The 22,031-nt window shown below is 63.8% G+C and carries 25 protein-coding genes and 1 tRNA gene; 10 read left to right on the forward strand and 16 right to left on the reverse strand.

All coding sequences use genetic code 11. From position 1 onward, the window contains the following. The first annotated feature begins 1 nt into the window (after position 1). Positions 2 to 676 carry a spermidine synthase family protein gene (locus NKJ28_RS03360; RefSeq protein ID WP_352634057.1) on the forward strand — a complete coding sequence of 225 codons (675 nt, stop codon included), beginning with the start codon at positions 2 to 4 and terminating at the stop codon, positions 674 to 676. A gap of 57 nt (positions 677 to 733) precedes the next feature. Here NKJ28_RS03360 and NKJ28_RS03365 read toward each other — a convergent pair whose 3' ends face one another. The 6 genes from NKJ28_RS03365 to NKJ28_RS03390 form a co-directional block, all read right to left on the reverse strand. Further along, entirely contained in the window at positions 734 to 1,219 is a 486-nt protein-coding gene (locus tag NKJ28_RS03365; RefSeq protein ID WP_352621603.1) for an SRPBCC family protein, read from the reverse strand. After that, a complete protein-coding gene (locus NKJ28_RS03370; RefSeq protein ID WP_352621707.1) occupies positions 1,216 to 1,584 on the reverse strand; it encodes an ArsR/SmtB family transcription factor in 369 nt (122 codons plus the stop codon). The genes NKJ28_RS03365 and NKJ28_RS03370 overlap by 4 nt, the downstream gene beginning before the upstream one ends. A 201-nt stretch (positions 1,585 to 1,785) precedes the next feature. Further along, positions 1,786 to 2,811, reverse strand: a complete 1,026-nt coding sequence (locus tag NKJ28_RS03375) for an esterase-like activity of phytase family protein (RefSeq protein WP_352634059.1) — start codon at positions 2,809 to 2,811, stop codon at positions 1,786 to 1,788. Further along, positions 2,808 to 4,706, reverse strand: coding sequence for a cobaltochelatase subunit CobT (gene cobT, locus NKJ28_RS03380; protein ID WP_352634061.1), 1,899 nt, complete (start codon positions 4,704 to 4,706; stop codon positions 2,808 to 2,810). The genes NKJ28_RS03375 and cobT overlap by 4 nt, the downstream gene beginning before the upstream one ends. A gap of 11 nt (positions 4,707 to 4,717) precedes the next feature. Further along, positions 4,718 to 5,704 carry a cobaltochelatase subunit CobS gene (gene cobS / locus NKJ28_RS03385; protein WP_352451201.1) on the reverse strand — a complete coding sequence of 329 codons (987 nt, stop codon included), beginning with the start codon at positions 5,702 to 5,704 and terminating at the stop codon, positions 4,718 to 4,720. A 123-nt stretch (positions 5,705 to 5,827) separates the two neighbouring features. Next, positions 5,828 to 6,457: a J domain-containing protein gene (locus tag NKJ28_RS03390; RefSeq protein ID WP_036238769.1), complete on the reverse strand. Its 630-nt coding sequence runs from the start codon at positions 6,455 to 6,457 to the stop codon at positions 5,828 to 5,830. 133 nt (positions 6,458 to 6,590) lie between these two features. On the opposite strand from NKJ28_RS03390, the gene NKJ28_RS03395 reads away from it, so the two are divergent. Then, positions 6,591 to 6,893: a BolA family protein gene (locus tag NKJ28_RS03395; RefSeq protein ID WP_023677889.1), complete on the forward strand. Its 303-nt coding sequence runs from the start codon at positions 6,591 to 6,593 to the stop codon at positions 6,891 to 6,893. 3 nt (positions 6,894 to 6,896) lie between these two features. Here NKJ28_RS03395 and NKJ28_RS03400 read toward each other — a convergent pair whose 3' ends face one another. Genes NKJ28_RS03400 through NKJ28_RS03415 form a run of 4 tightly spaced genes read right to left on the reverse strand, consistent with a single transcriptional unit; the run spans position 6,897 to position 10,378 of the window. After that, complete coding sequence (locus tag NKJ28_RS03400) at positions 6,897 to 7,703, reverse strand: alpha/beta hydrolase (protein ID WP_352634064.1); 807 nt, start codon at positions 7,701 to 7,703, stop codon at positions 6,897 to 6,899. Positions 7,704 to 7,743: 40 nt separating this feature from the next. After that, entirely contained in the window at positions 7,744 to 8,640 is an 897-nt protein-coding gene (locus tag NKJ28_RS03405; protein WP_023677887.1) for an HlyC/CorC family transporter, read from the reverse strand. Further along, entirely contained in the window at positions 8,637 to 9,779 is a 1,143-nt protein-coding gene (gene aroB, locus NKJ28_RS03410; protein ID WP_352570590.1) for a 3-dehydroquinate synthase, read from the reverse strand. Before aroB ends, NKJ28_RS03405 begins: the two co-directional genes overlap by 4 nt. Continuing rightward, complete coding sequence (locus NKJ28_RS03415) at positions 9,776 to 10,378, reverse strand: shikimate kinase (protein WP_352634067.1); 603 nt, start codon at positions 10,376 to 10,378, stop codon at positions 9,776 to 9,778. The genes aroB and NKJ28_RS03415 overlap by 4 nt, the downstream gene beginning before the upstream one ends. Before the next feature lie 157 nt (positions 10,379 to 10,535). Here NKJ28_RS03415 and NKJ28_RS03420 point away from each other — a divergent pair, with 157 nt between their 5' ends. The 5 genes from NKJ28_RS03420 to NKJ28_RS03440 all read left to right on the forward strand — a co-directional run bounded on the left by NKJ28_RS03420 (position 10,536) and on the right by NKJ28_RS03440 (position 14,480). After that, on the forward strand, positions 10,536 to 10,685 hold the full coding sequence (locus NKJ28_RS03420) for a hypothetical protein (protein ID WP_023677884.1): 150 nt from the start codon (positions 10,536 to 10,538) through the stop codon (positions 10,683 to 10,685). Then, positions 10,682 to 11,599: a site-specific tyrosine recombinase XerD gene (locus NKJ28_RS03425; protein ID WP_352634069.1), complete on the forward strand. Its 918-nt coding sequence runs from the start codon at positions 10,682 to 10,684 to the stop codon at positions 11,597 to 11,599. The genes NKJ28_RS03420 and NKJ28_RS03425 overlap by 4 nt, the downstream gene beginning before the upstream one ends. 99 nt (positions 11,600 to 11,698) lie before the next feature. Continuing rightward, the gene (locus NKJ28_RS03430; protein ID WP_023677882.1) at positions 11,699 to 12,649 is read left to right on the forward strand and encodes an acetyl-CoA carboxylase carboxyltransferase subunit alpha; all 951 of its coding nucleotides are present in this window, start codon (positions 11,699 to 11,701) and stop codon (positions 12,647 to 12,649) included. 212 nt (positions 12,650 to 12,861) lie between these two features. Further along, positions 12,862 to 14,187, forward strand: a complete 1,326-nt coding sequence (locus tag NKJ28_RS03435) for a L,D-transpeptidase family protein (RefSeq protein WP_352593937.1) — start codon at positions 12,862 to 12,864, stop codon at positions 14,185 to 14,187. 5 nt (positions 14,188 to 14,192) lie between these two features. Beyond that, positions 14,193 to 14,480 carry a sulfurtransferase TusA family protein gene (locus tag NKJ28_RS03440; RefSeq protein ID WP_352574904.1) on the forward strand — a complete coding sequence of 96 codons (288 nt, stop codon included), beginning with the start codon at positions 14,193 to 14,195 and terminating at the stop codon, positions 14,478 to 14,480. Positions 14,481 to 14,662: 182 nt separating this feature from the next. On the opposite strand, the gene NKJ28_RS03445 is transcribed toward NKJ28_RS03440, so the two are convergent. Further along, positions 14,663 to 15,790, reverse strand: a complete 1,128-nt coding sequence (locus NKJ28_RS03445) for a CobW family GTP-binding protein (RefSeq protein WP_352634071.1) — start codon at positions 15,788 to 15,790, stop codon at positions 14,663 to 14,665. 4 nt (positions 15,791 to 15,794) lie between these two features. After that, the gene (locus NKJ28_RS03450) at positions 15,795 to 16,973 is read right to left on the reverse strand and encodes a D-alanyl-D-alanine carboxypeptidase family protein (protein WP_352634324.1); all 1,179 of its coding nucleotides are present in this window, start codon (positions 16,971 to 16,973) and stop codon (positions 15,795 to 15,797) included. A 270-nt stretch (positions 16,974 to 17,243) separates the two neighbouring features. Here NKJ28_RS03450 and NKJ28_RS03455 point away from each other — a divergent pair, with 270 nt between their 5' ends. Beyond that, positions 17,244 to 18,407 carry a M20 aminoacylase family protein gene (locus NKJ28_RS03455; protein ID WP_352451192.1) on the forward strand — a complete coding sequence of 388 codons (1,164 nt, stop codon included), beginning with the start codon at positions 17,244 to 17,246 and terminating at the stop codon, positions 18,405 to 18,407. Between the two features lie 72 nt (positions 18,408 to 18,479). Here the strand turns inward: NKJ28_RS03455 and NKJ28_RS03460 are convergent, their stop codons facing one another. The 4 genes from NKJ28_RS03460 to NKJ28_RS03475 form a co-directional block, all read right to left on the reverse strand. Continuing rightward, positions 18,480 to 18,623 carry a glycine zipper domain-containing protein gene (locus NKJ28_RS03460; protein WP_198023575.1) on the reverse strand — a complete coding sequence of 48 codons (144 nt, stop codon included), beginning with the start codon at positions 18,621 to 18,623 and terminating at the stop codon, positions 18,480 to 18,482. Between the two features lie 41 nt (positions 18,624 to 18,664). Then, positions 18,665 to 18,955, reverse strand: coding sequence for a hypothetical protein (locus NKJ28_RS03465; RefSeq protein WP_352451191.1), 291 nt, complete (start codon positions 18,953 to 18,955; stop codon positions 18,665 to 18,667). 135 nt (positions 18,956 to 19,090) lie between these two features. After that, positions 19,091 to 19,621 (reverse strand): hypothetical protein, encoded by a 531-nt coding sequence (locus tag NKJ28_RS03470; protein WP_352570595.1) that lies wholly within the window; start codon positions 19,619 to 19,621, stop codon positions 19,091 to 19,093. 121 nt (positions 19,622 to 19,742) lie between these two features. Continuing rightward, complete coding sequence (locus NKJ28_RS03475) at positions 19,743 to 20,069, reverse strand: DUF1330 domain-containing protein (RefSeq protein ID WP_023677873.1); 327 nt, start codon at positions 20,067 to 20,069, stop codon at positions 19,743 to 19,745. A 339-nt stretch (positions 20,070 to 20,408) separates the two neighbouring features. Here NKJ28_RS03475 and NKJ28_RS03480 point away from each other — a divergent pair, with 339 nt between their 5' ends. After that, positions 20,409 to 21,101, forward strand: a complete 693-nt coding sequence (locus NKJ28_RS03480; protein ID WP_023677872.1) for a winged helix-turn-helix transcriptional regulator — start codon at positions 20,409 to 20,411, stop codon at positions 21,099 to 21,101. Positions 21,102 to 21,148: 47 nt separating this feature from the next. Then, positions 21,149 to 21,225 (forward strand) — tRNA-Arg (locus tag NKJ28_RS03485). Positions 21,226 to 22,031: the final 806 nt, after the last annotated feature.

The following is a 22,031-nucleotide window of genomic DNA, read 5'->3' on the forward strand; positions in this document are numbered from 1 at the left end:
CTTGATCCCTTGGGTCCAGCTTGATTCGGCAAAAACGCCTGACGGCGGACAGGAACTCCGCCTGAAGCGGCGCGGCGGCGAATTCTCGATCATGCTTGGCGCCAACGAGCTGATGAACAGCCGGCTCAGCGGTTCCGAAGAGGCGCTGGCGAAACTGTCCTGTCAAAGGATTGCCGGCTGCCGGACCCCAAACATCCTGATCGGCGGCCTCGGCATGGGCTTTACCTTGCGCGCGGCGCTGGCCGAGCTCGGCGACGATCCGCAGGTCACCGTTGCCGAATTGGTGCCGGCGGTCGTGGCGTGGGCGCGCGGCCCGATGGCCGAAGTTTTCGACGGTTGCCTTGACGACCGGCGCGTCAGCATTCGCGAGACCGATGTCGGTCAGCTCATCCGTTCGCAAGCATCGACCTGGGACGCGATCCTGCTCGATGTCGACAACGGCCCCGAGGGCATCGTCTACAAGGCCAACGATGCGCTCTACAGCGCAGCCGGCCTCAGCGCCGCACGCGCTGCGCTCAAACCCGGCGGTGTGCTGGCGGTCTGGTCGCAAGGCCCTGACGCAGCTTTCACCCGAAGGCTCAGGCAGGCCGGCTTCACGGTCGAGGAGGTCAAGGTGCGGGCCCACGGCAAGCGCGGCGCCCGGCACGTCGTCTGGATCGCGAGCAAAGGGCAATAGGCCCCTCGCAATCCGAGCGGGCCCTTGTTGGACGCCGCCCGGTACGCCGACGAGCCTCTACCTCGCCTTCTGAAGCTCGGCGGCGAGCGCCTGCAGCAGCCCGCGTGTGCCCTCCTCGCGCCCTTGCGCTGAATCGACGCCATCGAAGAACGCACCCTGTTCGGTATAAGTCAGGCGGGTGCCCTCGCCGGAGGGTGCAAGCTCGACCGTGGTGAGCGACGCCGACAGCGGCTGCGCCCCGACCGCCATCCGGTATGAAAATACGATGCGCCGGTCAGGGACGATGTCCTGGAACTGCGCATCGAGCCTGATCTCCGGGCCGCCCTGGTAGCTGAACCGCGAAACCTCGCCGCCGCCGACACGGAAATCGAAGGTGAATTCGGCGATGGTGAAGCCGTCGCCTTCGACGCGCCAGCGCCGCACCGTCGCCTTGTCGGCAAAGGCGAGGAAGACGCGTTCGGGCGATTGCGGGTAGGTCCGCTCGATCGTGAAGCTTGAATGGATGACGGACTGCTCGTCGTTCACGGGGGCAATCTGGTTCATTTCTTGTCGTCCTTTTCCTGGTCGTGGAGTGTTGCGTCCGGTTGGTCCGTCTCCGCCAGAATCTGGCCGAGACGGTCGAGGTGGCGTTCGGCCGGCGTGCGGCGCGCGGCGATCCAGTCGGCGAGCGGGGCGAGCCCGCCGGGCTCGATCCGGCAGGTGCGCACGCGTCCGACCTTCTCGCTGCGGATCAGCCCGCACGCTTCCAGCGCCTGGAGATGCTGGAGCACGGCGGCGAAGGTCATGCCGAACGGCTCCGCCAACTGGCTGACGGTGGCCGGCCCGCGGCTCAGCCTTTCCAGGATTGCCCGGCGCGTCGGCTCGGCAAGAGCCCGCAGGATGCTGTCGATCTCGGAATACTTAAGCATGGACTTGAGTATTTCGCCGATGACACGAATTGTCAAGTCACAACTAAAGTATTTTTGCAGATGGTGAAAGCCGGCTGGAAAACCCGCGACGCGGGTCATTGCCAGAGAAAATCGCCAGGGGAAATTGCAAGGGAAATTGCCAGCGCTGCAAAACGGCGCGGAAACGCCAGCGATGCTGTCAGCCAACAGGCCGGTCGCGCGTCAATCCTCGTGCAGCACAAATTCCAGGTAAAGATTGCGCTGCAGGATCGAGTGGTTGTCGTCGGACATCAGCGACACGATCAGCGCGCCATCGTCGCGGGTCCAGACGTCGAGCGCTTCCATGTTGTCGATCTGGTAGCCCATGTCGGCTTCGAGCAGCACCGGCCCGTCGGCGACGGCGCCCTTCTCGACGCTTTCGCCATAGATGCGCCGCAGCCGCATCTTGACGCCGCCGGCCATCGAAAAACTGCGCTCAAGAAGCAACAGGTCGCCATCCGGCAGGAAGGCGCCGTCGGTGATGTCGAAATCGCCATTGCGCTTGATGGTGAAGACGCCCTTGCGCGGCCCTTCGATGATCGCGGCAAAGATGTTGCCGGTCTTGTCGAGGCTCTTTTCCGACACCACGACCAGCCCGCCCGCGTGCTGCCCGTAAGGATGGGCGCGGGTGACGGTCTCGAAGCCGCGATTGCGGCGAAGTTCCCAGGCCGGAATCAGGAAGTCCAATTGCCTGAACGGCGCCTTCATGTCGTCCGGATCGATGTTGAACTCTGCGATACGGTGATCGCGCTCGAAACCGACCGTGGCAATGCCGTCCTTGACCGCGAGGCCTTCGGCATCGACCGCCCATTTCTCGTCGATCGGCTGGCCGGCCGCATCGACCATCTGCTGCATGCGAAAATTCTGGATGCCGGAAGGCCGCTTGTCGGCATCGTGAACGAGGGTGCCGAAGAACCAGAAACCGGTGTCGGCAACGCCGATGAAATCGCTGCCGGGCTTGAGGAACCGAAGCGCCGACAGCGCGCCGAAATCGCGCGTCGGCGAGGTCATTTCGAGCCCGCCGACGAATTCGAGCGGCCCGAACTGTTTTTCGTCATTGCCGATGCGAAACTGGGTTATGGGCCGGGCCGAGATTTCGGCCGGCTCGACCGAGGCCGGCCCGGCAGCGACAGCCGGCGCCAAAGTGATGCCGAACAACGCAATGGCGGCCAAAAGCTTCTGCCAAAAGCCGCCGCGGGAAAAAATCATCCGGCGCGCCGCATGCCGCCGCGCCGCGTATCGCGCACGGTTTCCTCGGCGAACAGCGAGGCCAGCTGCTCGGTCATGGCGCCGGCCAGTTCTTCGGCATCGACGATGGTGACGGCGCGGCGATAGTAGCGGGTGACGTCGTGGCCGATGCCGATGGCCAAAAGCTCGACCGGCGAGCGCGTCTCGATGAGCTCGATGATGGCGCGCAGATGCCGCTCGAGATAATTGCCCGGATTGACCGACAGCGTCGAATCGTCGACCGGCGCGCCGTCCGAGATCATCATCAGGATCTTACGCTGCTCCGGCCGCGCGATCAGCCGGTTGTGCGCCCACAGCAGCGCCTCGCCGTCGATGTTTTCCTTGAGCAGTCCCTCGCGCATCATCAGGCCGAGATTGCGGCGCGCCCGCCGCCACGGATGGTCGGCGGATTTGTATATGATGTGGCGCAGATCGTTGAGCCGGCCGGGGTTCGGCGGCTTGCCTTCCTTCAGCCATTTCTCGCGCGCCTGCCCGCCCTTCCAGGCGCGGGTGGTGAAGCCGAGGATTTCGACCGAGACGCCGCAGCGTTCCAGCGTGCGCGCCAGGATGTCGGCGCAGGTCGCGGCGACCGTGATCGGCCGGCCGCGCATCGAGCCCGAATTGTCGAGCACCAGCGACACCACCGTGTCGCGGAATTTGGTATCGCGCTCCTGCTTGAAGGACAGCGGCTGCATCGGGTCGATGACGACGCGCACCAGCCGCGCCGGATCGAGATAGCCTTCTTCGAGGTCGAAATCCCAGGAGCGGTTCTGCTGCGCCATCAGGCGGCGCTGCAGCCGGTTGGCCAGCCGCCCGACGACGCCGGAAAGGTTGGCGAGCTGCTTGTCAAGAAAGGCGCGCAGCCGGTCGAGCTCCTCCTCCTCGCACAGTTCCTCCGCACCTACGGTCTCGTCGAAGGCCGTGGTGAAGACCTTGTAGTCGATCTCTTTCGGCAGATTGGTGAAGGGATTGTCGTTGCGGCGCGCCTCGCCGGGCGTCTCCGCATCGGCGTCGTCATCGTCGGAGAGATCCTCGGCGGTGGCGTCGGAGGCCTCTGTCTCGGCCGATTGCTCGTCGTCCGACGATGCCTCTGTATCCTCGGACTGCGACTGCTCGGAGCCCGAATCGTCTTCGCCGCCCTCCTCGCTCTGCTCCTCGCCTTGCGGCTGGTTTTCGTCGTTGTCTTCGGAGTCTTCCGTCTCCTGGTCATCGCCGAGCTCCTCGGCCATTTCCATGGAGGCGAGCATCTCGCGCACCACGCGGGCGAACGCCTGCTGGTCATCGAGCTTTGCCGACAGCCCGTCGAGGTCGGCGCTGGCCTTTTCCTCGACCCAGGGCCGCCAGAGATCGACCAGCCGTTCGCCGCTCTTCGGCACAGCGCGGCCGGTCAGTTTTTCGCGCACCATCAGCGCCAGCGCCTCCTCGATCGGCGCGTCGGCCTTGTCCTTGACGTCGATGAGGTTGGCCCTGGCGTATTTGTCCTCCAGCATCGAGCCGATATTGTCGGCGACGCCCTGCATGGCGCGGCTGCCGATCGCCTCGACCCGGGCCTGCTCGACTGCGTCATAGATGGCGCGGGCCTGTTTGCCTTCCGGCGCCAGCCTGGTGTGGATGCGCGCATCGTGGCAAGCGCGCTTCAGCGCCATGGAATCGCCGAGCCCGCGGGTGATGGCGATGTCCGCCTTCGACGCCTTCTTCGGCAATTCCGGCAGCCGGGCGCGGCTGCCGGCCAGCGCCGGCCGATCCTTGGCGAAGCCGACCTCGAGATCCTTGTCGCCGGCAATGGCGCGCATGCAGACGGTGACGGCGCGCTTGAAGCTGTCGTTCTCAGCGCCGGTCTTGGATTTGTTTCGCGTGTTGTCGCCCGGACCCGCCATCGAGACTCTACTTAGCCCAGCACCACATTGGCCGCCGATTCCGGCAGATCTTCGCCGAAGGCGCGCTGATAGAACTCAGCCACCAGCGAGCGTTCCAGCTCGTCGCATTTGTTGAGGAAGGTCAGCCGGAACGCCATGCCGATATTGCCGAAGATTTCGGCATTCTCGGCCCAGGTGATAACCGTGCGCGGGCTCATAACCGTCGACAAATCGCCGTTGATGAAGGCCGAGCGCGTCATGTCGGCGACGCGCACCATCTTGTTGACGATCTCCTTGCCCTTGCCATCGCGGTAGTGCTTGGCCTTGGCCAGCACGATGTTCACTTCATTGTCGTGCGGCAGGTAGTTCAGCGTGGTGACGATCGACCAGCGGTCCATCTGCGCCTGGTTGATCTGCTGGGTGCCGTGGTAGAGGCCGGTGGTGTCGCCCAGCCCAACCGTGTTGGCGGTCGAAAACAGCCGGAAGGCCGGGTGCGGGCGGATGACCCGGCTCTGGTCGAGCAGCGTCAGCCGGCCCGACGATTCCAGCACGCGCTGGATGACGAACATCACGTCCGGACGGCCGGCATCGTACTCGTCGAAGCACAGTGCGACATTGTGCTGGTAGGCCCAGGGCAGGATGCCGTCGCGGAATTCGGTGATCTGCAGCCCGTCCTTGACCACGATGGCGTCCTTGCCGACGAGGTCGATACGGCTGACATGGCTATCGAGATTGACACGCACGCAGGGCCAGTTGAGGCGGGCGGCGACCTGTTCGATATGCGTCGACTTGCCGGTGCCGTGGTAACCGGACACCATGACCCGGCGATTGTAGGCAAAGCCGGCGAGGATCGCCATGGTCGTGTTCTTGTCGAACAGGTAGTCCGGATCGATGTCGGGGACATGCTCGCTCGTCACCGCATAGGCCGGCACCACCATCTTGGAGTCGAAGCCGAATGTCTCCTTCACCGACACCGTGGTGTCGGGCAGGTTGGCGATGTCGCGATCGACCTTGTTCATCTCTATCAACGTCTCCACAAGCGAAACGCCGCGTTTCGCCGGCAATCGATTTTGTTCGGGGGCGGTCTTAGAGCCTTTTCCAACCTTATGAAAGTTGGAAAGCGACACGAACCGTATGGTCGCTCAGCACAAACCTGCCTGCTTGAGCACGCGATACGCCTGGAGCACATCGCGGAACCGGTCTTCCGAACCTCTGTCGCCGCCATTCGCATCCGGGTGGTGGCGTTTCACAAGTTCCTTATAGCGCGCCTTGATATCCTTGCCAGTTGCCTTTGTATCAAGGCCAAGCGTTTCCAGTGCCTTGGCCTCAAGCGGCTTGGCCTTGCGCTCGCGTGCTTCGCGCGGGTCTTTCGGGCCTTTGAACAGGTCGAACGGATCGCGCATGCGATTGTAGTAGCCGGCGCGACCGGAGCGCGCCTGGGCAAAGTCCGGCGAGGAGCGGGTCGAGGCGCCGTTGACGCCCATTTTCCAGGTCGGCCGATGGCCGGTCATGGCTTCCTTCTGGAAGCGGGCGATCTCGGTGTCGGGAACGCCCGAGAAATAATTGAAGCCTTTGTTGTACTCGCGCACATGGTCGAAGCAGAACTGGAAATACTCGCCTTCCTTCATCCGTCCGACCGGGGCACGGTGGGTACCGGCCTCCTTGCAGCCATCCCACTGGCAGATCGGCGAACGCGACTTCAGCTCCGCGTCCTTCTCCGGGCGGATGCGAATCTTCTCGAAATATTTTGGGTACGGCTTCATCTCACCCATTTATGGGCTGTTCGCTGATGCGAAACAAGAATTGACATTTTCGCGATGATCGCCCTAACCGCTGAATCGCGGCATAAAACCGGCGAATTGCGAATTTTGTGCGATGACATAGATGTGGTGAAGGGAAGCGGCGATGTCCATACAGGCAACGATGGAAGGTAAGCTGAAAAAGGCGTTTTCGCCGGAACGGCTGGACGTCATCAACGAAAGCCATCTCCATGCCGGGCATCATCATGTGGATTCCGGCCATCACGCCACCTTCGACGGCACTGGCGAGACGCATTTCCGCGTCCGCATCGTCGCCCCCGCCTTTGCCGGCATGAGCCGCGTCGAACGTCACCGCGCAGTCAACGATCTGCTGGCCGAGGAGTTGAAATCCGGCGTCCACGCCCTGGCAATCGAGCCGGTGGCGCCCGGTGAAAAGACCCGCTGGTAAATTTCAGCCGAGGCTCGCCCTCAGGAAGGCCATCACCGCTGCGGTCAATGCATCGCCTTCGGTGCCGAAGTCGCGATTGATCGACATGTGCGAATAGTCGCTGCCGTCGAACAGCGTGACCTTGGTTCCGGTGGCGCGCAGACGCTCGGCGAAGGCCTGCGCGTCCGCCGCGCGGGCTTTCGCGCGCGAATGGGCGATGAAGGTCGGCGGGTGCTTGCGGCCTTCCACATAGGTGACAGGCGACAGCGCGCGCCACTGCGTCGGATCGGGAAAGGCGCGGGCATAGACCCCTGCCATGCCGCCGCTTCTGGCCAGCGCCTCCAGATCGTAGGCCCTGGTGTCGTCGAGAACCAGCGCCGCGACGCCGGGCAGGCCGCCGCGCAGCCCGGTCAATGCGACGAGATGGCAGCCGGCCGAATGGCCCATGGCGACGATCCGGTCCGGATCGCCGCCATGCCTGGCGATGTTGGCGCGGACGTAACGATAGGCCAGTTCGACATCTGCCGCCTGGGTGGCGACGTCGGCTTCAGGCAGCATCCGGTAGTCGATCGAGACGAAGCCGAAGCCATTGTCGAGCAGGAAACCAGGCTTGGAATTGACATTGTTGCGGTTGCCGACCCGCCAGGCGCCGCCATGGACGAAGAAGACGACCGGCAGGCCGCTTGCGCCATCGCGGGAATAGATGTCGAGCTTGGCCGGCCCATAGTCGAAGGTTTCGGGCGACGGCGAACGCAGCCGCAATGCCGCCGCCTGTCCCGGCAGCAGCGCCGCCATCGACGCCAGAAGCAGGCTTCGCCGATCGATCGTCATCAACTCCTGACTGCCCACGGCTGCCACAAGGTGCGCACTGTCATTCTCCAAGCATCGCCGGCTTGATCCTCAGCCGCGCGATACGGTTCTTGTCGCGCTTCATGACGACGAAGCGCTTGCCGTGAAACGTAAAGGCCTGCTTTTCGTCCGGGATCGACTGCGCCTCGTGGATGACAAGGCCGGCGATGGTGGTGGCTTCCTCGTCCGGCAGGTTCCAGTCGAGCGCCCGGTTAAGGTCACGGATCGGCACCGTGCCGTCGACGACGACGGAGCCGTCGGCCTCCTGCTTGACGCCCTGGATGTCGATGTCGTGCTCGTCGGCGATCTCGCCGACGATCTCCTCGATGATGTCTTCAAGCGTCACCAGCCCTTCGACCTCGCCATATTCGTCGACGACGATGGCGAAATGCGCCTTGCGGCGCAGGAAGGCATTGAGCTGCTCCTGAAGCGTCGTGGTGTCGGGCACGAACCACGGTTTCGACGCGATCTTCATCACGTCGATCCTGGAAAAATCGTTGCCGACCTCGTTCAGCGCGCGCAGCAGATCCTTCGCGTGCAGCACGCCGACAATGTTGTCGAGCGAACCCTTCCACAACGGCATGCGGGTGTGCGGGCTCTGCAGGATCTCGCGAACCACCGCTTCGGGCGGGTCGTCGGCGTTGACGGAGCGCATATTCGTGCGGTGGACCATGACGTCCGACACTTCGAGCTCCTCGAGGTCGAACAGGCCGCCGATGCGGGCGCGGTCCTCGCGCACCACCTGGCCGTCGCGGCGGAAATCGTCGACGGCGCCGCGCAGTTCCTCGCGCGCAGAGCGCTGCGGCTCGATGCGTTGCAGCTCGTAGCCGAAGGCGGCGAGCAGGCGCCGGCGCAAGACGAAGCCCAGCAGGCCGAGGCCGGCGAGCACGGCAGCCGCGATCCAGCCGGCCTGGCTCATCCCGGGCGGCTTTCCTGCCGACCCGGATGGTTCTCCCGGAGGAACGCCAGCACTTCCGAGGCCGGCACATCCCGGGCGATAAAGGCCTGGCCGATGCCGCGCGTCAGGATGAAGGTCAGCGCGCCGCGCGACACCTTCTTGTCCTGGGTGATGAAGGAGAACAGCGTCTCGGCATCGGGCAGTTCGCCGGGAATGTCGGCCATGCGCCAGGGCAGACCGACGGCGCGAAGATGCGCCTCGACACGCGCCGCGTCGTCGGGGCTCGCCAAATTGAGCCTTGACGAAAAGCGGTGCGCCAGCGCCATGCCGATGGCGACGCCCTCGCCATGCACGAGCCTTGCGCCGTCATAGCCGGTCGCCGCCTCCAGCGCATGACCGAAGGTGTGGCCGAGATTGAGCAACGCGCGGTCGCCGGTCTCGAACTCGTCGCGGGCAACGACGTCGGCCTTGGCACGACAGGCCTCGGCGATGGCCGCAGCCCGCTCCGGCCCGCCGGCAAACACTTGACGCCAGTTTTCTTCCAGCCAGGCGAAAAACTCGGGCCGGTCGATCAGCCCGTATTTGGCCAGTTCGGCATAGCCGGCGCGAAACTCGCGGATCGGCAGCGTGTCGAGCACTTCGGTGTCGGCCAGCACCAGCCTGGGCTGGTGGAATACCCCGACCAGGTTCTTGCCGCGCTTGCTGTTGATGCCGGTCTTGCCGCCGACGGAGGAATCGACTTGCGCCAGCAGCGAGGTCGGAACCTGCACGAAGTTCATGCCGCGCCGCGCGATGCCGGCGGCAAAGCCGGCGAGGTCGCCGACGACGCCGCCGCCGAGCGCGATGACGACGTCGCCGCGCTCCAGCTTGGCGGCCAGCACGCCGTCGACCACCTCTTCGAGATGCGCAAAGCTCTTGGTCTTTTCGCCTGGCGGCAACGTGATGACGGCATGTTGGATGCCACCGCTTGCCAGGCCGGCCGCAAGCGTCGCGAGATGCGCGGCCGCGACGTTTTCGTCGGTGACGACCGCCGCCCGCGTCCCCGGCAGACGGCGCGAAATCTCGGCGCCGGCGCGTGACAGCAGGCCGGGACCGATCAAAATATCGTAGGCACGCTCGCCAAGCCCGACTTCGACAGAGACCGTTGCATCAGCGCTCACGACCGCACCTCGTCAATATCGGCAACGCCGAAATGGCCGCGCAGCGCGTCCACCACTTCGGCGGCAATGATCTCCTTGCGGTCGTCGCGGGTCGGCACGATGACATCGGCCGCGGCGTAAACCGGGTAGCGTTCCGCCATCAACCGTTCCAGCACGGCGCGCGGATCGGCGCTTTTCAGCAGCGGCCGGTTCTGTTTCTTGGAAACGCGCTCCATCAACAGGTCGATCTCGGCTTTCAGCCAAACCGAAACGCCATGGCTGGCGATCGCCTCGCGCGTCTGCGCGTTCATGAAGGCGCCGCCGCCGGTCGACAGCACCTGCGGCCCGTGCTCCAGCACACGCAGGATGACGCGCTGCTCCAGTGCTCGGAACTCCGCCTCGCCATAGCGCTCGAACAGGTCCGGGACGCTCATGCGCGAAACAGTTTCGATCTCCTGGTCGCTGTCGATGAAGGGCAGTGCCAGCATCGCCGCCACCTTGCGGCCGATCGCCGTCTTGCCGGCGCCCATCAGCCCGACAAAGACGATGGAACGGCCGCCCAGCCGGCCGAGCAGCGCGGCATGGCTCTCGCCCGGAGGATTTGCTGGTAGCGCGTTCATGCTTCTAGGCCTCTTTGGCGGCGTATCGACATCAAAAGCCTGTTTGCGTCAAGCGCGGCGCAACCGGGACTATGGGCTTCACCCTTGAATTGGCCGGATTGGCGTCTCATAAGGGCACAGGGTTGGAAATGCAGAATAAGACGACGGGCGAAAATTAATGCCAACACTGTTTCGCTTTGTCGTGACGCTCGCGATTCTGGCCGGCATTGTCTATGGCGCGATGTTCGCCCTGGTCATGTTCGTCGAGCCGAGGAAGGCGGAAATGAGCGTGCGTATCCCTCCGGAAAAGCTCAATCCCAAAAAATGAACAGCGCCGCCCGCATCGAAGCCTTCCTGGAGATGATGAGCGCCGAGCGCGGCGCCGCCGAAAACACGCTTTCCTCCTATCGCCGCGACCTCGAAGACGCTTCCGTCGGGATCGGCGGTGGGCTTGCCGCTGCCACCAGCGCCGACATCCGTGCCTATCTCGACGACATCGCCGCGCGCGGCTTTGCCGCCACCTCGCAGGCGCGCAAATTGTCGGCGATCCGGCAGTTCTTCAAGTTCCTCTACGCCGAAGGCCTGCGGGGTGACGATCCGACCGGCACGCTGGACAGTCCGAGGAAAGGCCGGCCGCTGCCTAAGACGATGAGCGAGGCCGATACCGGCCGGCTGCTCGACCGCGCGGCGCAGGAGGCGGTGGACCCCTCCATGCATGACGGCGACAGGCTGGCGGCGCTGCGCCTGCACGCGCTGGTCGAGGTGCTCTACGCCACCGGCTTGCGCGTTTCGGAGCTGGTCGGCCTTCCCGTGACGGTGGCACAGCGCGACGACCGCTTCTTCATGGTGCGAGGCAAGGGCAACAAGGAGCGCATGGTGCCGCTGTCGGCCAAGGCGCGCACCGCGATGCGGACATGGCTTGCCGCACGGGGGGCGGTGCCGGCTCTTGCCGACAGCCCGTTCCTGTTTCCGGCTGCCTCCGACAGCGGCTATCTCTCGAGACAGGTCTTTGCCCGCGAGCTGAAAGGGCTTGGCGCTCGGGCCGGCATTGCCACGGCGAAGATATCGCCGCATGTGCTGCGCCATGCTTTCGCCAGCCATCTGCTGCAGAACGGCGCTGATCTCAGGGCCGTGCAGCAGTTGCTTGGCCATGCCGATATTTCAACGACGCAGATCTACACGCATGTGCTGGAGGAGCGGCTGGTGCGTCTGGTCAACGATCATCATCCGCTTGCCGACTAGGCGTCATGCCGCTATGTGAGAACGACGTTCCACCGCGCCCAGCCTGCATTTTCAGGCTTGCGTCAGTCATTGCCTTCCGACTTGCCGGTCCGCCCAAGAATGTACAATTACCTCGATTTCGAAAAGCCTGTGCAGGATCTCGAAGGCAAGATCCTTGAGCTGAAGAAGCTTGCCGAGAACGGCGAGGCGGTCGATGTCGGCGATGAGATCGCCCGTCTCGAGAAGCGCTCGCGCGATGCGCTGCGCGACGCCTACAAGGCGCTGACGCCGTGGCAGAAGGTGCAGGTGGCGCGCCATCCGGACAGGCCGCATTGCATCGACTACATCAAGGGCCTGCTTACCGATTTCACGCCGCTCGCCGGCGACCGCAATTTCGGCGAGGACCAGGCGATCGTCGGCGGCTTCGCCCGCTTCCGTGGCGAGCCGGTGGCGATCCTCGGCCAGGAAAAAGGTTCCGACACGGCAAGCCGGCTGAAGCATAATTTCGGCTCGGTCCGGCCGGAGGGCTACCGCAAGGCGGTGCGGCTGATGGAACTCGCCGACCGCTTCCAAATCCCGCTGCTGACGCTGGTCGACACTGCCGGCGCCTATCCCGGCGTCAACGCCGAAGAGCGCGGCCAGGCGGAAGCCATCGCCCGCTCGACCTCGGCCTGCCTTGGCCTGAAGGTGCCGTCGATCTCGGTGGTGATCGGCGAAGGCGGCTCCGGCGGCGCCATAGCGATCGCCACCGCCAACCGCGTCTACATGCTCGAACACGCCATCTATTCGGTGATCTCGCCGGAGGGCGCCGCCTCGATCCTGTGGCGCGACACCACGCGGTCCAAGGACGCGGCGACCAACATGAAGATCACGGCGCAGGACCTGCTGGAGCTGAAGATCATCGACGCCATCATTGCCGAGCCGCTCGGCGGTGCCCATCGCGCCCCCGAAACGGTGATCGCCGCAACCGGCGACCACATCGCCAGGACGATGAAGGAATTCTCCGGCGCCAACACCGATTTCCGCGAGCATCGCCGCGAGAAATACCTGGCGATGGGCCGCAATCTATAACATCCGGCAGGCACGCGGCCCGAAATGTGGCGGCGTGAACCAGTTTCGCCACAAAAATGCCGCCGCATTCGGCTCAGTGGGGTTGCCGTAAGGGGACGCGCCAGCATGATTGCGGTAAGGAATTTTCAAGGTTAACGGGCTTAGGGTCCGTCAGTGGTCAGTTTAGCAGCCGCGGCATCCGCGGTGCAGAGATGAAGACGATAGCCATATCCATGTTTGCCAAGCTTGCCCGCACCGGAGTTCTGATCGCTGCGATCGGCGTCGCCGGTTGCAATGATGCTTCGATGAAGGATTTTGCGCCGCAAGCCAACAAGCCGCTGCCGGACAAGATCCTGGCCGAGATGAAGGCCAAGGGCATGGTCCGCACCTCCTCGGTGATGGCCCGCATCTTCAAGGAAGAAGGCAAGCTCGAAATCTGGAAGGCCAAGACCAACGGCCGCTACGACCTGGTCGCCAGCTACGACATCTGCAAATGGTCGGGCAAGCTCGGGCCGAAGTTCACCGAAGGCGACCGCCAGGCGCCGGAAGGCTTTTACACGGTCCGCCCGGCACAGATGAACCCGCGGTCGAATTACCACCTGTCCTTCAATATCGGCTACCCGAACGCCTATGACCGCGCCAATGGCCGCACGGGTTCCAACCTGATGGTCCATGGCGCCTGCTCGTCGTCGGGCTGCTATTCGATGACCGACGCGCAGATCGAGCAGATCTACGCCTTCGGCCGCGACGCCTTCCAGGGCGGCCAGACCGAATTCCAGATCCAGGCTTTTCCGTTCCGCATGACCGCCGCCAACATGGCGCGTTACCGCAACGACCCGAACTACGAATTCTGGAAGATGCTGAAGGTCGGCTACGACAATTTCGAAGTCACCAAGGTGCCGCCGAAAGTCGACGTCTGCGAGAAGCGCTACGTCTTCAACCAGGTTGCGGCCGACGGCTCGACCTTTAATCCGACCGGCGCTTGCCCTGCGACCACCCAGCCCGATTCGCTGAAGAGCGCCATCAACGCCTATCAAAGCACCTATGAGGCGGCCTTCAACGGCGCCATGAAGGCCAGCGTGCCGGCACCCAAGCCGACCATCGCCGGGATCAAGGAAGCCAGCATCGTTTCCGACTGGTCGAAACGGCGTGCGCGCGGCGAACGCGTTCCGATCGAGCCGCCCTCGCTCAACCCGGACGGCACCGTGGCCGAAACGGCGCGCATGGGCCGCATCGATTCGCCGGCGGGCCGCAAGATGGCGGCGCTCGATGCCGAAAAGGCCGCCAAGCAGAAGGCCGAGGAACAAAGGCTTGCCGCCATAGAAGCGGCCAAGGCCGCGAAAGAGGCAGCCAAGGCACAGGCCTTGGCCGAGAAGGAAGCTGCCAAAGCCCAGGCGCTCGCCGAAAAGGAAGCTGCCAAGACCGCCGCCGAGATGCCTGTCGCCACCGCCACCGTAGCGCCATCGGAAGCCGCCCCGGCAGTCGAAACGCAGGCTGCGGACGCCGAAAGCACGGCGACAAGGTTGAAGAAAAAGCTGCTCGGCATGTTTGGCGGCTGAACTTCATGCTTGAGCAAGAAGATGGGGGCCAAGAACACAGGCCCTCAACTAGCCCCGCCGCCGTCTACGACCTCAAAGGCTTGAACTGCCCGTTGCCGGTGCTCAAGGCAAAAAAGCGCCTGGCCGCAATGCAGCCGGGCAGCCGGCTGTGGCTCGAAACCACCGACCCGCTCGCCGTCATCGACATTCCCGCCTTCTGCGCCGAGAGCGGCCATCGGCTGATCGAAACGGCGGCGGCGTCAGGCGGCCACCGCTTCCTGGTCGAGCGCGGGATCGGCTGCGTCTCGACTTAGCTCGTTCGGGCGAAAGCGGCTGAGCGGGATAATCTCCCCCCTTGAGGGGGAGATGGCCGGCAGGCCAGAGGGGGTTGCCGCGCGTGAAGCGCCAACCTTTTCTTTCGTCCCACAGGGGGTCGCGCCAGCCGAGGCGACCCCCTCTGTCGCCTTCGGCGACATCTCCCCCTCAAGGGGGGAGATCACGATCCGGCAATAGCCAGCGGGTTGCTTTCCAGTGCTGCGCGATCCGGCGTGTCGATCGACGGCCGGTTGGTGAAGGCGGCGAACAGCCGCCGGACATAGTCTTCGGGCATGTCGAGCGTGATCAGCACCAGTCTGGTGCCGCGCTGGCTGTCCGGCCAGGCCGGCAGTTGCACCGGCGGATGCAGGATCTTCTGCACGCCATGGATAACCAGCGGCCGCGACGGGTCTTCTGCAAGCTCGATGACGCCTTTCATCCGCAAAAGGCGCTCGCCATGCGCCGAGCGCAACAGATCGAGGAACATCTCGATTGCCGAAAACGGCACCGGCCCGTCATGAACCAGCGAATACGAACGCACGCGGGAATCGTGCCTGTGGTCATGGTGATCATGGTCGGCATGGTCATGCCCGTCGTGATCATGCCCGCCGTGGTCATGCCCGCCGTGGTCATGGTCGTGGCCGGCTTCTTCGCCGAGCCAACGCTGCACATCGACGGATTTGGTGGCCGGATTGTAGAGGCCGCTATCGAACAGGGTCGCGGTGCTTGCCTCGCCCGCGTCGAGCACCACGGCGCCCGGGTTGAGCTGCCTGAGCCGCGCCCGCAACGCCTCGACATCGCCTGCATCCGTGTTCAGGTCGGCCTTGCTGAGCACGATGCGATCGGCGACGGCCACCTGCTTCACCGCCTCGACATGCGCATCGAGCGTCGCATTGCCGTTGACGGCATCGACCAGGGTGATGACGCCGTCGAGCCGGAAGGCCTGGACCAGGGCCGGGTGTGCCATGATCGACTGCAGTACGGGGGCGGGATCGGCGAGCCCGGTGGTTTCGACGATGACGCGGGCAAGCCGGTCGATGCGGCCGGTCTGCAGGCGGTCGACGAGGTCAGCCAGCGTGTCGACCAGCTCGCCGCGCACCGTGCAGCAGAGACAGCCGTCGGAGAGCTGGATGATGCCGTCGGAGGCCTGCTCGACCAGGAGATGGTCGATCGCCATCTCGCCGAACTCGTTGATGATGACGGCGGTGTCGGCGAGCGCCGGATCCCGGAGCAGCCGATTGAGCAGCGTCGTCTTGCCGGCACCGAGAAAGCCGGTGAGCACCGAAACGGGGATCGGGAAACCTGCCATGCGGCTAGTTCAGCGCCTTGGCCGGCTGCTGGACCTGCGCGGCGGTGGCGGATCCGGCCACAACTGGCTCGGCGCCGGCCGGCGGCGCCCGGTCCGGCCGCCATGTCGGCAGCGGCACGTCGGCATATTCCTGCCCGGAGGCGTCGAGCATCGCCTTCGGCTTCGGTCCCGTGGCGCCGCCGAGGCCGACGGCGATCAGCGTCGGTACATGGTCGAGCTTTTCCTGATAGGGCGATTTCGGCACGTCCTTGCCCTTGTCGCCGACGGCGGGTGCGGCTTCCGACTGCTCCTCGACCGGCTTCTTCTTGCAGATTTCGTCATTCATGTCGTTGGCCGACATGGTGTCGCCATAGGCGGGCAGCGCCGCTACCGTCAGCCAGCTCGGCGCCGGCGTTGCAAAGCCCTGGTCGAGCAATTTTGCCGCCGCCTCGGCGCGGGTAATGGCCGATTGCTCGCCGAGCACTACGGCGACCAGGGTGCGGCCGTTGCGGGTCGCCGAGCCGATCATGTTGAAGCCGGACGAGCAGACGAAACCCGTCTTCATGCCGTCGGCACCCGGATAGCGGCCGATCAGCAGGTTGTAGTTGGAGATCGCCTTCTTGCCGACGGCAAGGCCTTCGATCGAGAACCAGGGGGCATATTGCGGAAATTCCTTGCGAATCGCCATCACCAGCAAAGCGAGATCGCGCGCTGTCGTATACTGGTCCGGCGAATAGAGCCCGTTCGGATTGACGAAATGGGACCCGCTCATGCCGAGCCTCTGCGCTTCGGCGTTCATGCGTTCGGCGAAAGCCGCTTGCGAACCGCCGATATTCTCGCCGACCGCCATGGCGATATCGTTGGCCGATTTGACCAGCATCATCTTCAGCGCATTGTCCAACCGCATCACCGAGCCCGGGTTGAAGCCCATTTTGCTCGGCGGCTCGCCGGCAGAATGTTTCGTTACCTTGATCGGCGAATCGAGCTGGACCTCGCCCGCGGCAATCGCCCGAAACGCCACATAGGCGGTCATCAGCTTGGTCAGCGAAGCCGGGTACCAGCGCCTGAACGCCTCCTGGTGCTGCAGGATCTTGCCGCTGTTCAGGTCGAACAGGATTGTCGGATTGGCCAAGGCAGGCCCGGCCAGCGCCGCAAGCACCACCGTGCCCGCCACCAACAGTTTGAGGAAATGCCTGTAGCGCATCATGAAAACCGAAATAGCCTCTTGCCGCAGTCCCACCTGGCTCCGTAAGATTTCGTTACACGATCGCCAGGATAATGGTCCGGCCCTCTGTTCCCGGACCACAGTCGCGGTGCTATTTACTCTATGTGACGTCAACATGGCAAAGTGCTGCCGATCACAATGTGGAAGCAGCAGCACAATGCAAAGCAGCGTGCATGGTTGCAAGGCAGCAGGCACAATTGCAAAGCAGCAGGCCAAGACCGCCTGCTCCAACAGCGAAATGGAACCATCATGCCGATCCTGAACCGAGCCGCCGAAATGCAGGACGAGGTGGCCGGCTGGCGCCGCCATTTGCACCAGACGCCGGAGCTGAATTTCGACGTCTTCAAGACCGCCGCTTTCGTCACCGAGAAGCTGAAGGCTTTCGGCTGCGACGATATCGTGACGGGTTTGGGCAAGACCGGCGTCGTCGGCATCATCCGCGGCCGCCACGGCGAAGGCTCGACCATCGGCCTGCGCGCCGACATGGATGCCCTGCCGCTCAACGAGATCACCGGCAAATCCTATGCTTCGACCGTCCCCGGCAAGATGCACGCCTGCGGTCATGACGGCCACACCGCGATGCTGTTGGGTGCCGCCAAATACCTCGCCGAAACGCGCAATTTCGCCGGCTCCGTCGCGGTCATCTTCCAGCCGGCCGAAGAGGGCGGCGGCGGCGGCAACGAGATGGTCAAGGACGGTATGATGGAGCGCTTCGGTATCTCCAAGGTGTTCGGCATGCACAACATGCCGGGCCTGCCGGTCGGTCAGTTCGCCATCAGGCCGGGTCCAATCATGGCGGCGACCGCCGAATTCACCATCACCGTCAAGGGCCGGGGCGGCCACGCGGCGATGCCGCACGGCACCATCGACCCGATCGTCATCACCAGCCAGCTTGTCGGCGCATTGCAGACGATCGCCTCGCGCAGCACCGATCCGGTCGAGGCGGTGGTCGTCTCGGTGACGAAATTCCACGCCGGCGACGCCTATAACGTCATTCCCGAGACGGCCGAGATCGCCGGCACCGTACGCACGCTGAAGAAGGAGGTCGCCAAGAAGGCCGAAGAGCGCATCCGCGCGCTTTGCCAAGGCCTGGGCGCTGCCTTCGGCGCGACAATCGAGGTTGATTACAATGCCAATTACCCCGTCACCTTCAACCATCCGGAAGAGACGGTCTTTGCCAGCGACATCGCGGCCGACGTCGCCGGCGACAGCCATGTGCACCGCGCGATCCAGCCGGTGATGGGCGGCGAGGATTTCTCCTACATGCTTGAAGCGCGGCCGGGCGCCTTCATCTTCATCGGCAATGGCGATACCGCCGGCCTGCACAACCCAGCCTACGACTTCAACGACGAGGTCATCCCGCACGGCATGAGCTATTGGGTGAAGCTGGCGGAAACGGCGCTGGCGGCGTAGCCGTTCGGCATCGGCGGTGCGGCAACCGCCGCACCTCTGGGCGGCAAAACCGGGCAGGACATGCTCTGCTGGTCACTTCCGGCCGGACGACTTCCGGGCAAGGCCGAAGGCAATGCCCAGAGCAATACCTATACCGATGCCCGCAACAATGTTGTCCAACACGACGCCGATAGCCACGCCGATCACGACGCCGAGTGTGAGGTGTTTGGCATCCATTATGCCCGGTCATGTAGCGTGGAAGGGAAGAGCCGCAACCGCTACGGTCCGCTCTTCGGATCCTCGACCTCCAGCGCCTCCATGACCGGCGCCAGCTCATTGTCGTCGGCAGCCTGCGGCTCTTCGCCTGTCCTCGCCTTCGTCAGGGCTGCCTCGATCGCCTCCTGGATATTGCCGAGCTCGTCTTCGCGAACCTCGTGGCCATAGCCGGCAGCGTCGGCATCCTGTTCGAATTGCTGCGCCAGGACGGCGACGCTCACCTCGCTCTCGGCCGGCAGATTGCCGACATTCTCCTGCAGCCAGGTTTCAAAGAACTCTTTGGTCGCGCTCATGCGGTCTCTCCTTCGGGACACTAAAGCGCGCCGGCATCCCGAAAGTTCCGCTATCTGAGCCGTCTTTGCGCCCGTTGCCGGCTGCCCCGCAATTCAGCGCGGCCAGGCGGCGTTGGCGCCGCCTGGCTCGGCTGCTTACTGGCTGGCAGCAGTCGTCGGTTCACACGACACGTTCGGGTTCATATCGGCGAACGCGCCGGTCGGGTTGCCCTTCCAGGCCCAGACATGCAGCTCGTAGAACGGACCGAGGCCATAGCGATTGGGCGCACTGTTGAAGTTGAACAGATGTCCGTCGAGCGAGGCCGGGCCTTTCGAGGTGATGTATTCGACCGCGATCAGTTTTAGCGTGCCGTCGGCCATCGGCTCGTACATGACGGCTTCAGGCTTGGCGACATCGACCGCGTCGTCCTTGAGGTAGCCCGGATTGACGTAATGGATGCCCATTGCGCCGCCGGTGATGCCGCTGGCGCAAGGAATGGGCGCATAGCCCTCAGCGGTCGCCGCCGCCACATTCTCGAAGCGGCTGTTGGCCGCGCGTACCTTGTCGGCCAGCGGATTGGGACCGGACGCGGGCGCTGCCTGATGCGCCTGCGCCAGCGCAGTGCAGGCCGACAGCAGCGCCGCGGCAGCGAGAACTCTATTGCGAAAGTTGATTGTCATAGTCATTCCATTCTTCTTGAAAAGCACAGCCCGGCCGGCCGCCGGAAGTAAGGAGGTCCGGCAGGTGGGCGCTGTGGCTGTTGTTGCTGGGAGATCCCTATCCCGATGCGACGAATGCAGGGGAAGATCATCCCTTCGGCAGATACGGGATGGTTCCGGCCAGATCGGAGTTGTCGATCAGCTGGAAACGGCTGTCGCTGCCGCCCTGACGGGCCGAAACGAACGGCGCGTAGGCAGGATCGTCGGTGAAGGCGCGCGCCGCGGCCTCGGTCGGGAACGCCATCAAGGCAATCAGCGTCGTGTCGAGCGGCTTGCCTTCGAGCGTCTTCACATTGCCGCTGCGCGACAGATATCTGCCGCCGTGCTTGTGAACGAGGTCGTGGACTGACGCGGCATAGGCCGGCATCCACTTCGGGTCCCTCACCTTGATGTCTGCGATAACGTAAGCGGTCATGGGTCATGTCTCCTGGTCGTGCACAGGGGTATCCCGTGCAGCGGCCAAGGGCTCGCACGGCAAGGCCGGCGCCAGCCAGTCCGCGATCTGTACTGGTGTGGCGAATCCGAAATTCGCATTCGCTTTGGAGCAACGCAGCGAGCGAATTTCGGATTCAAAAGCCACACCAGCAAATGCTTGGATTTCCAGTGTGGTTTTGGATTTGAAGTTCCTAACGCTGATGCCACCCAGAAAGCAGGAACTTCAAATCCACCACACTGGGCCGGTACAGTTTCTGTACTCGCCGCGCCGCCGGGAAAGGCCTATGGTCCCGGCTGAGTTTGAGGGGAAGGCAACGTCGTGACCCAGTCCGGATACAAACAGTTCTGCCCGTTATCGATGGCCGCGGAGGTGCTGTGCACCCGCTGGACCATGGTTCTGCTTCGCGAATTGGTGGCAGGCTCGACCCGTTTCAACGATCTGCGCCGCGGCGTCCCCAAAATGTCGCCGACCCTTCTGTCGCAACGCCTCAAGGAGCTCGAGCTGGCCGGGATCGTCGAGCGCAAGGAGGTGCGCGGCGAGAAAGGCATCTTCGAATACCGGATGACCGAGGCAGGCAGGGATCTGCGTTCCGTTGTCGAGGCGATGGGCTTTTGGGGGCAGAAATGGGTCGAGTCGCGGCTGTCGCTGAAGAACCTCGATCCGTCGCTGCTGATGTGGGACATGCGGCGCAATCTCAACGCGTCGCCGCTGCCCGACGGCCGCACGGTGATACAATTTCTATATCAGGAGCTCCCCGCCTCGAAACGGTCATGGTGGCTGATCGTCGAGAAGCACGGCGAGGTCGACCTCTGCTGGTACGACCCGGGCTTCGATGTCGATCTCTACGTCTCGACCGACCTGCACACCATGACCGAAATCTGGATGGGGCTGATCACCGTCGAGAAGGCAGGGACGAAAGTCATCTTGACGGGAGACCAGGATATCGCCCGTAAAATGCAGACCTGGCTGGGCCTGAGCCCGTTCGCGGTCGAACCCAAGCGAGCGGCCTAGCTGCCTCTTGGCGAAACGTCCCGAAGCGGTTATGTGTCGGGCGCGATGGTCCCGTAGCTCAGTAGGATAGAGCGGCAGATTCCTAATCTGTAGGTCACAGGTTCGATTCCTGTCGGGATCACCACGTTTTTCAAGCACTTAGCGCGAAATCGCCGCACTTTTTTTGCAGGATTTTTGCGAAATAAGTACGGCGAATTTCGCAGACCTTCAGACTTTGGGCACACATATTCCAGGGCGAAGCGGCCCAAAACCGCTGCGAAGCGCGGCGCTACGATGCCTAAATCGAGGTAGGTAATCGTTGTTCCCAATCAACTTGCCCGTTTTTCGACGCACCGAGACGACGGACGACAGCCGCTACCGACCGTCAGCGTCGACGTCTCCTTGGCGGCGCCGAAAGGTCTCGCTACTTCGTCGTTCAATCGAGACCGCGGCGAGTAAGAATGCGAACATCGGCATCATCGATCACGAGGTCGAACTCGACTCGTGTGTCCATCCGTCCCCTTAGGGCGGATTGTCCACCAAAGTCCGCATCATAGGGGGAATGGACGCGCCCGGTCTGGCGGCTAGAGGAACGGAACGCTATCATTTTATTGTATTAGTAATGACGCATGAAATGGCCTACAATTGACTCTACCCGGCAACGCCACTGGCAGCCGGTAGGCCCGGCGGCCCGCTGGAACCCCCGATCGGCTGTCGGCCCGTCCCCATGAAAGTTACGTGCGGTGGCGACCAACGTGAGACGAGATCGAACCAACAACCCCGCAACCGGCATCAAGGGCAAGCGCCACGGGCCGCCGGCCAACGACGAAGCAGGATATTTCGAGTTCTGCCCCGTTTGTGGCCAGACGTTCGACAAGCGAAACCTTGGCGAGGTGCTGCATCACTGTCTCCCCGACCATGAGCCGTTGAACTCGATGAATAGGTGACTAG

Origin of the sequence: Mesorhizobium sp. M0145 (assembly GCF_040322355.1) — a bacterium.
Taxonomy (GTDB): Bacteria; Pseudomonadota; Alphaproteobacteria; order Rhizobiales; family Rhizobiaceae; genus Mesorhizobium.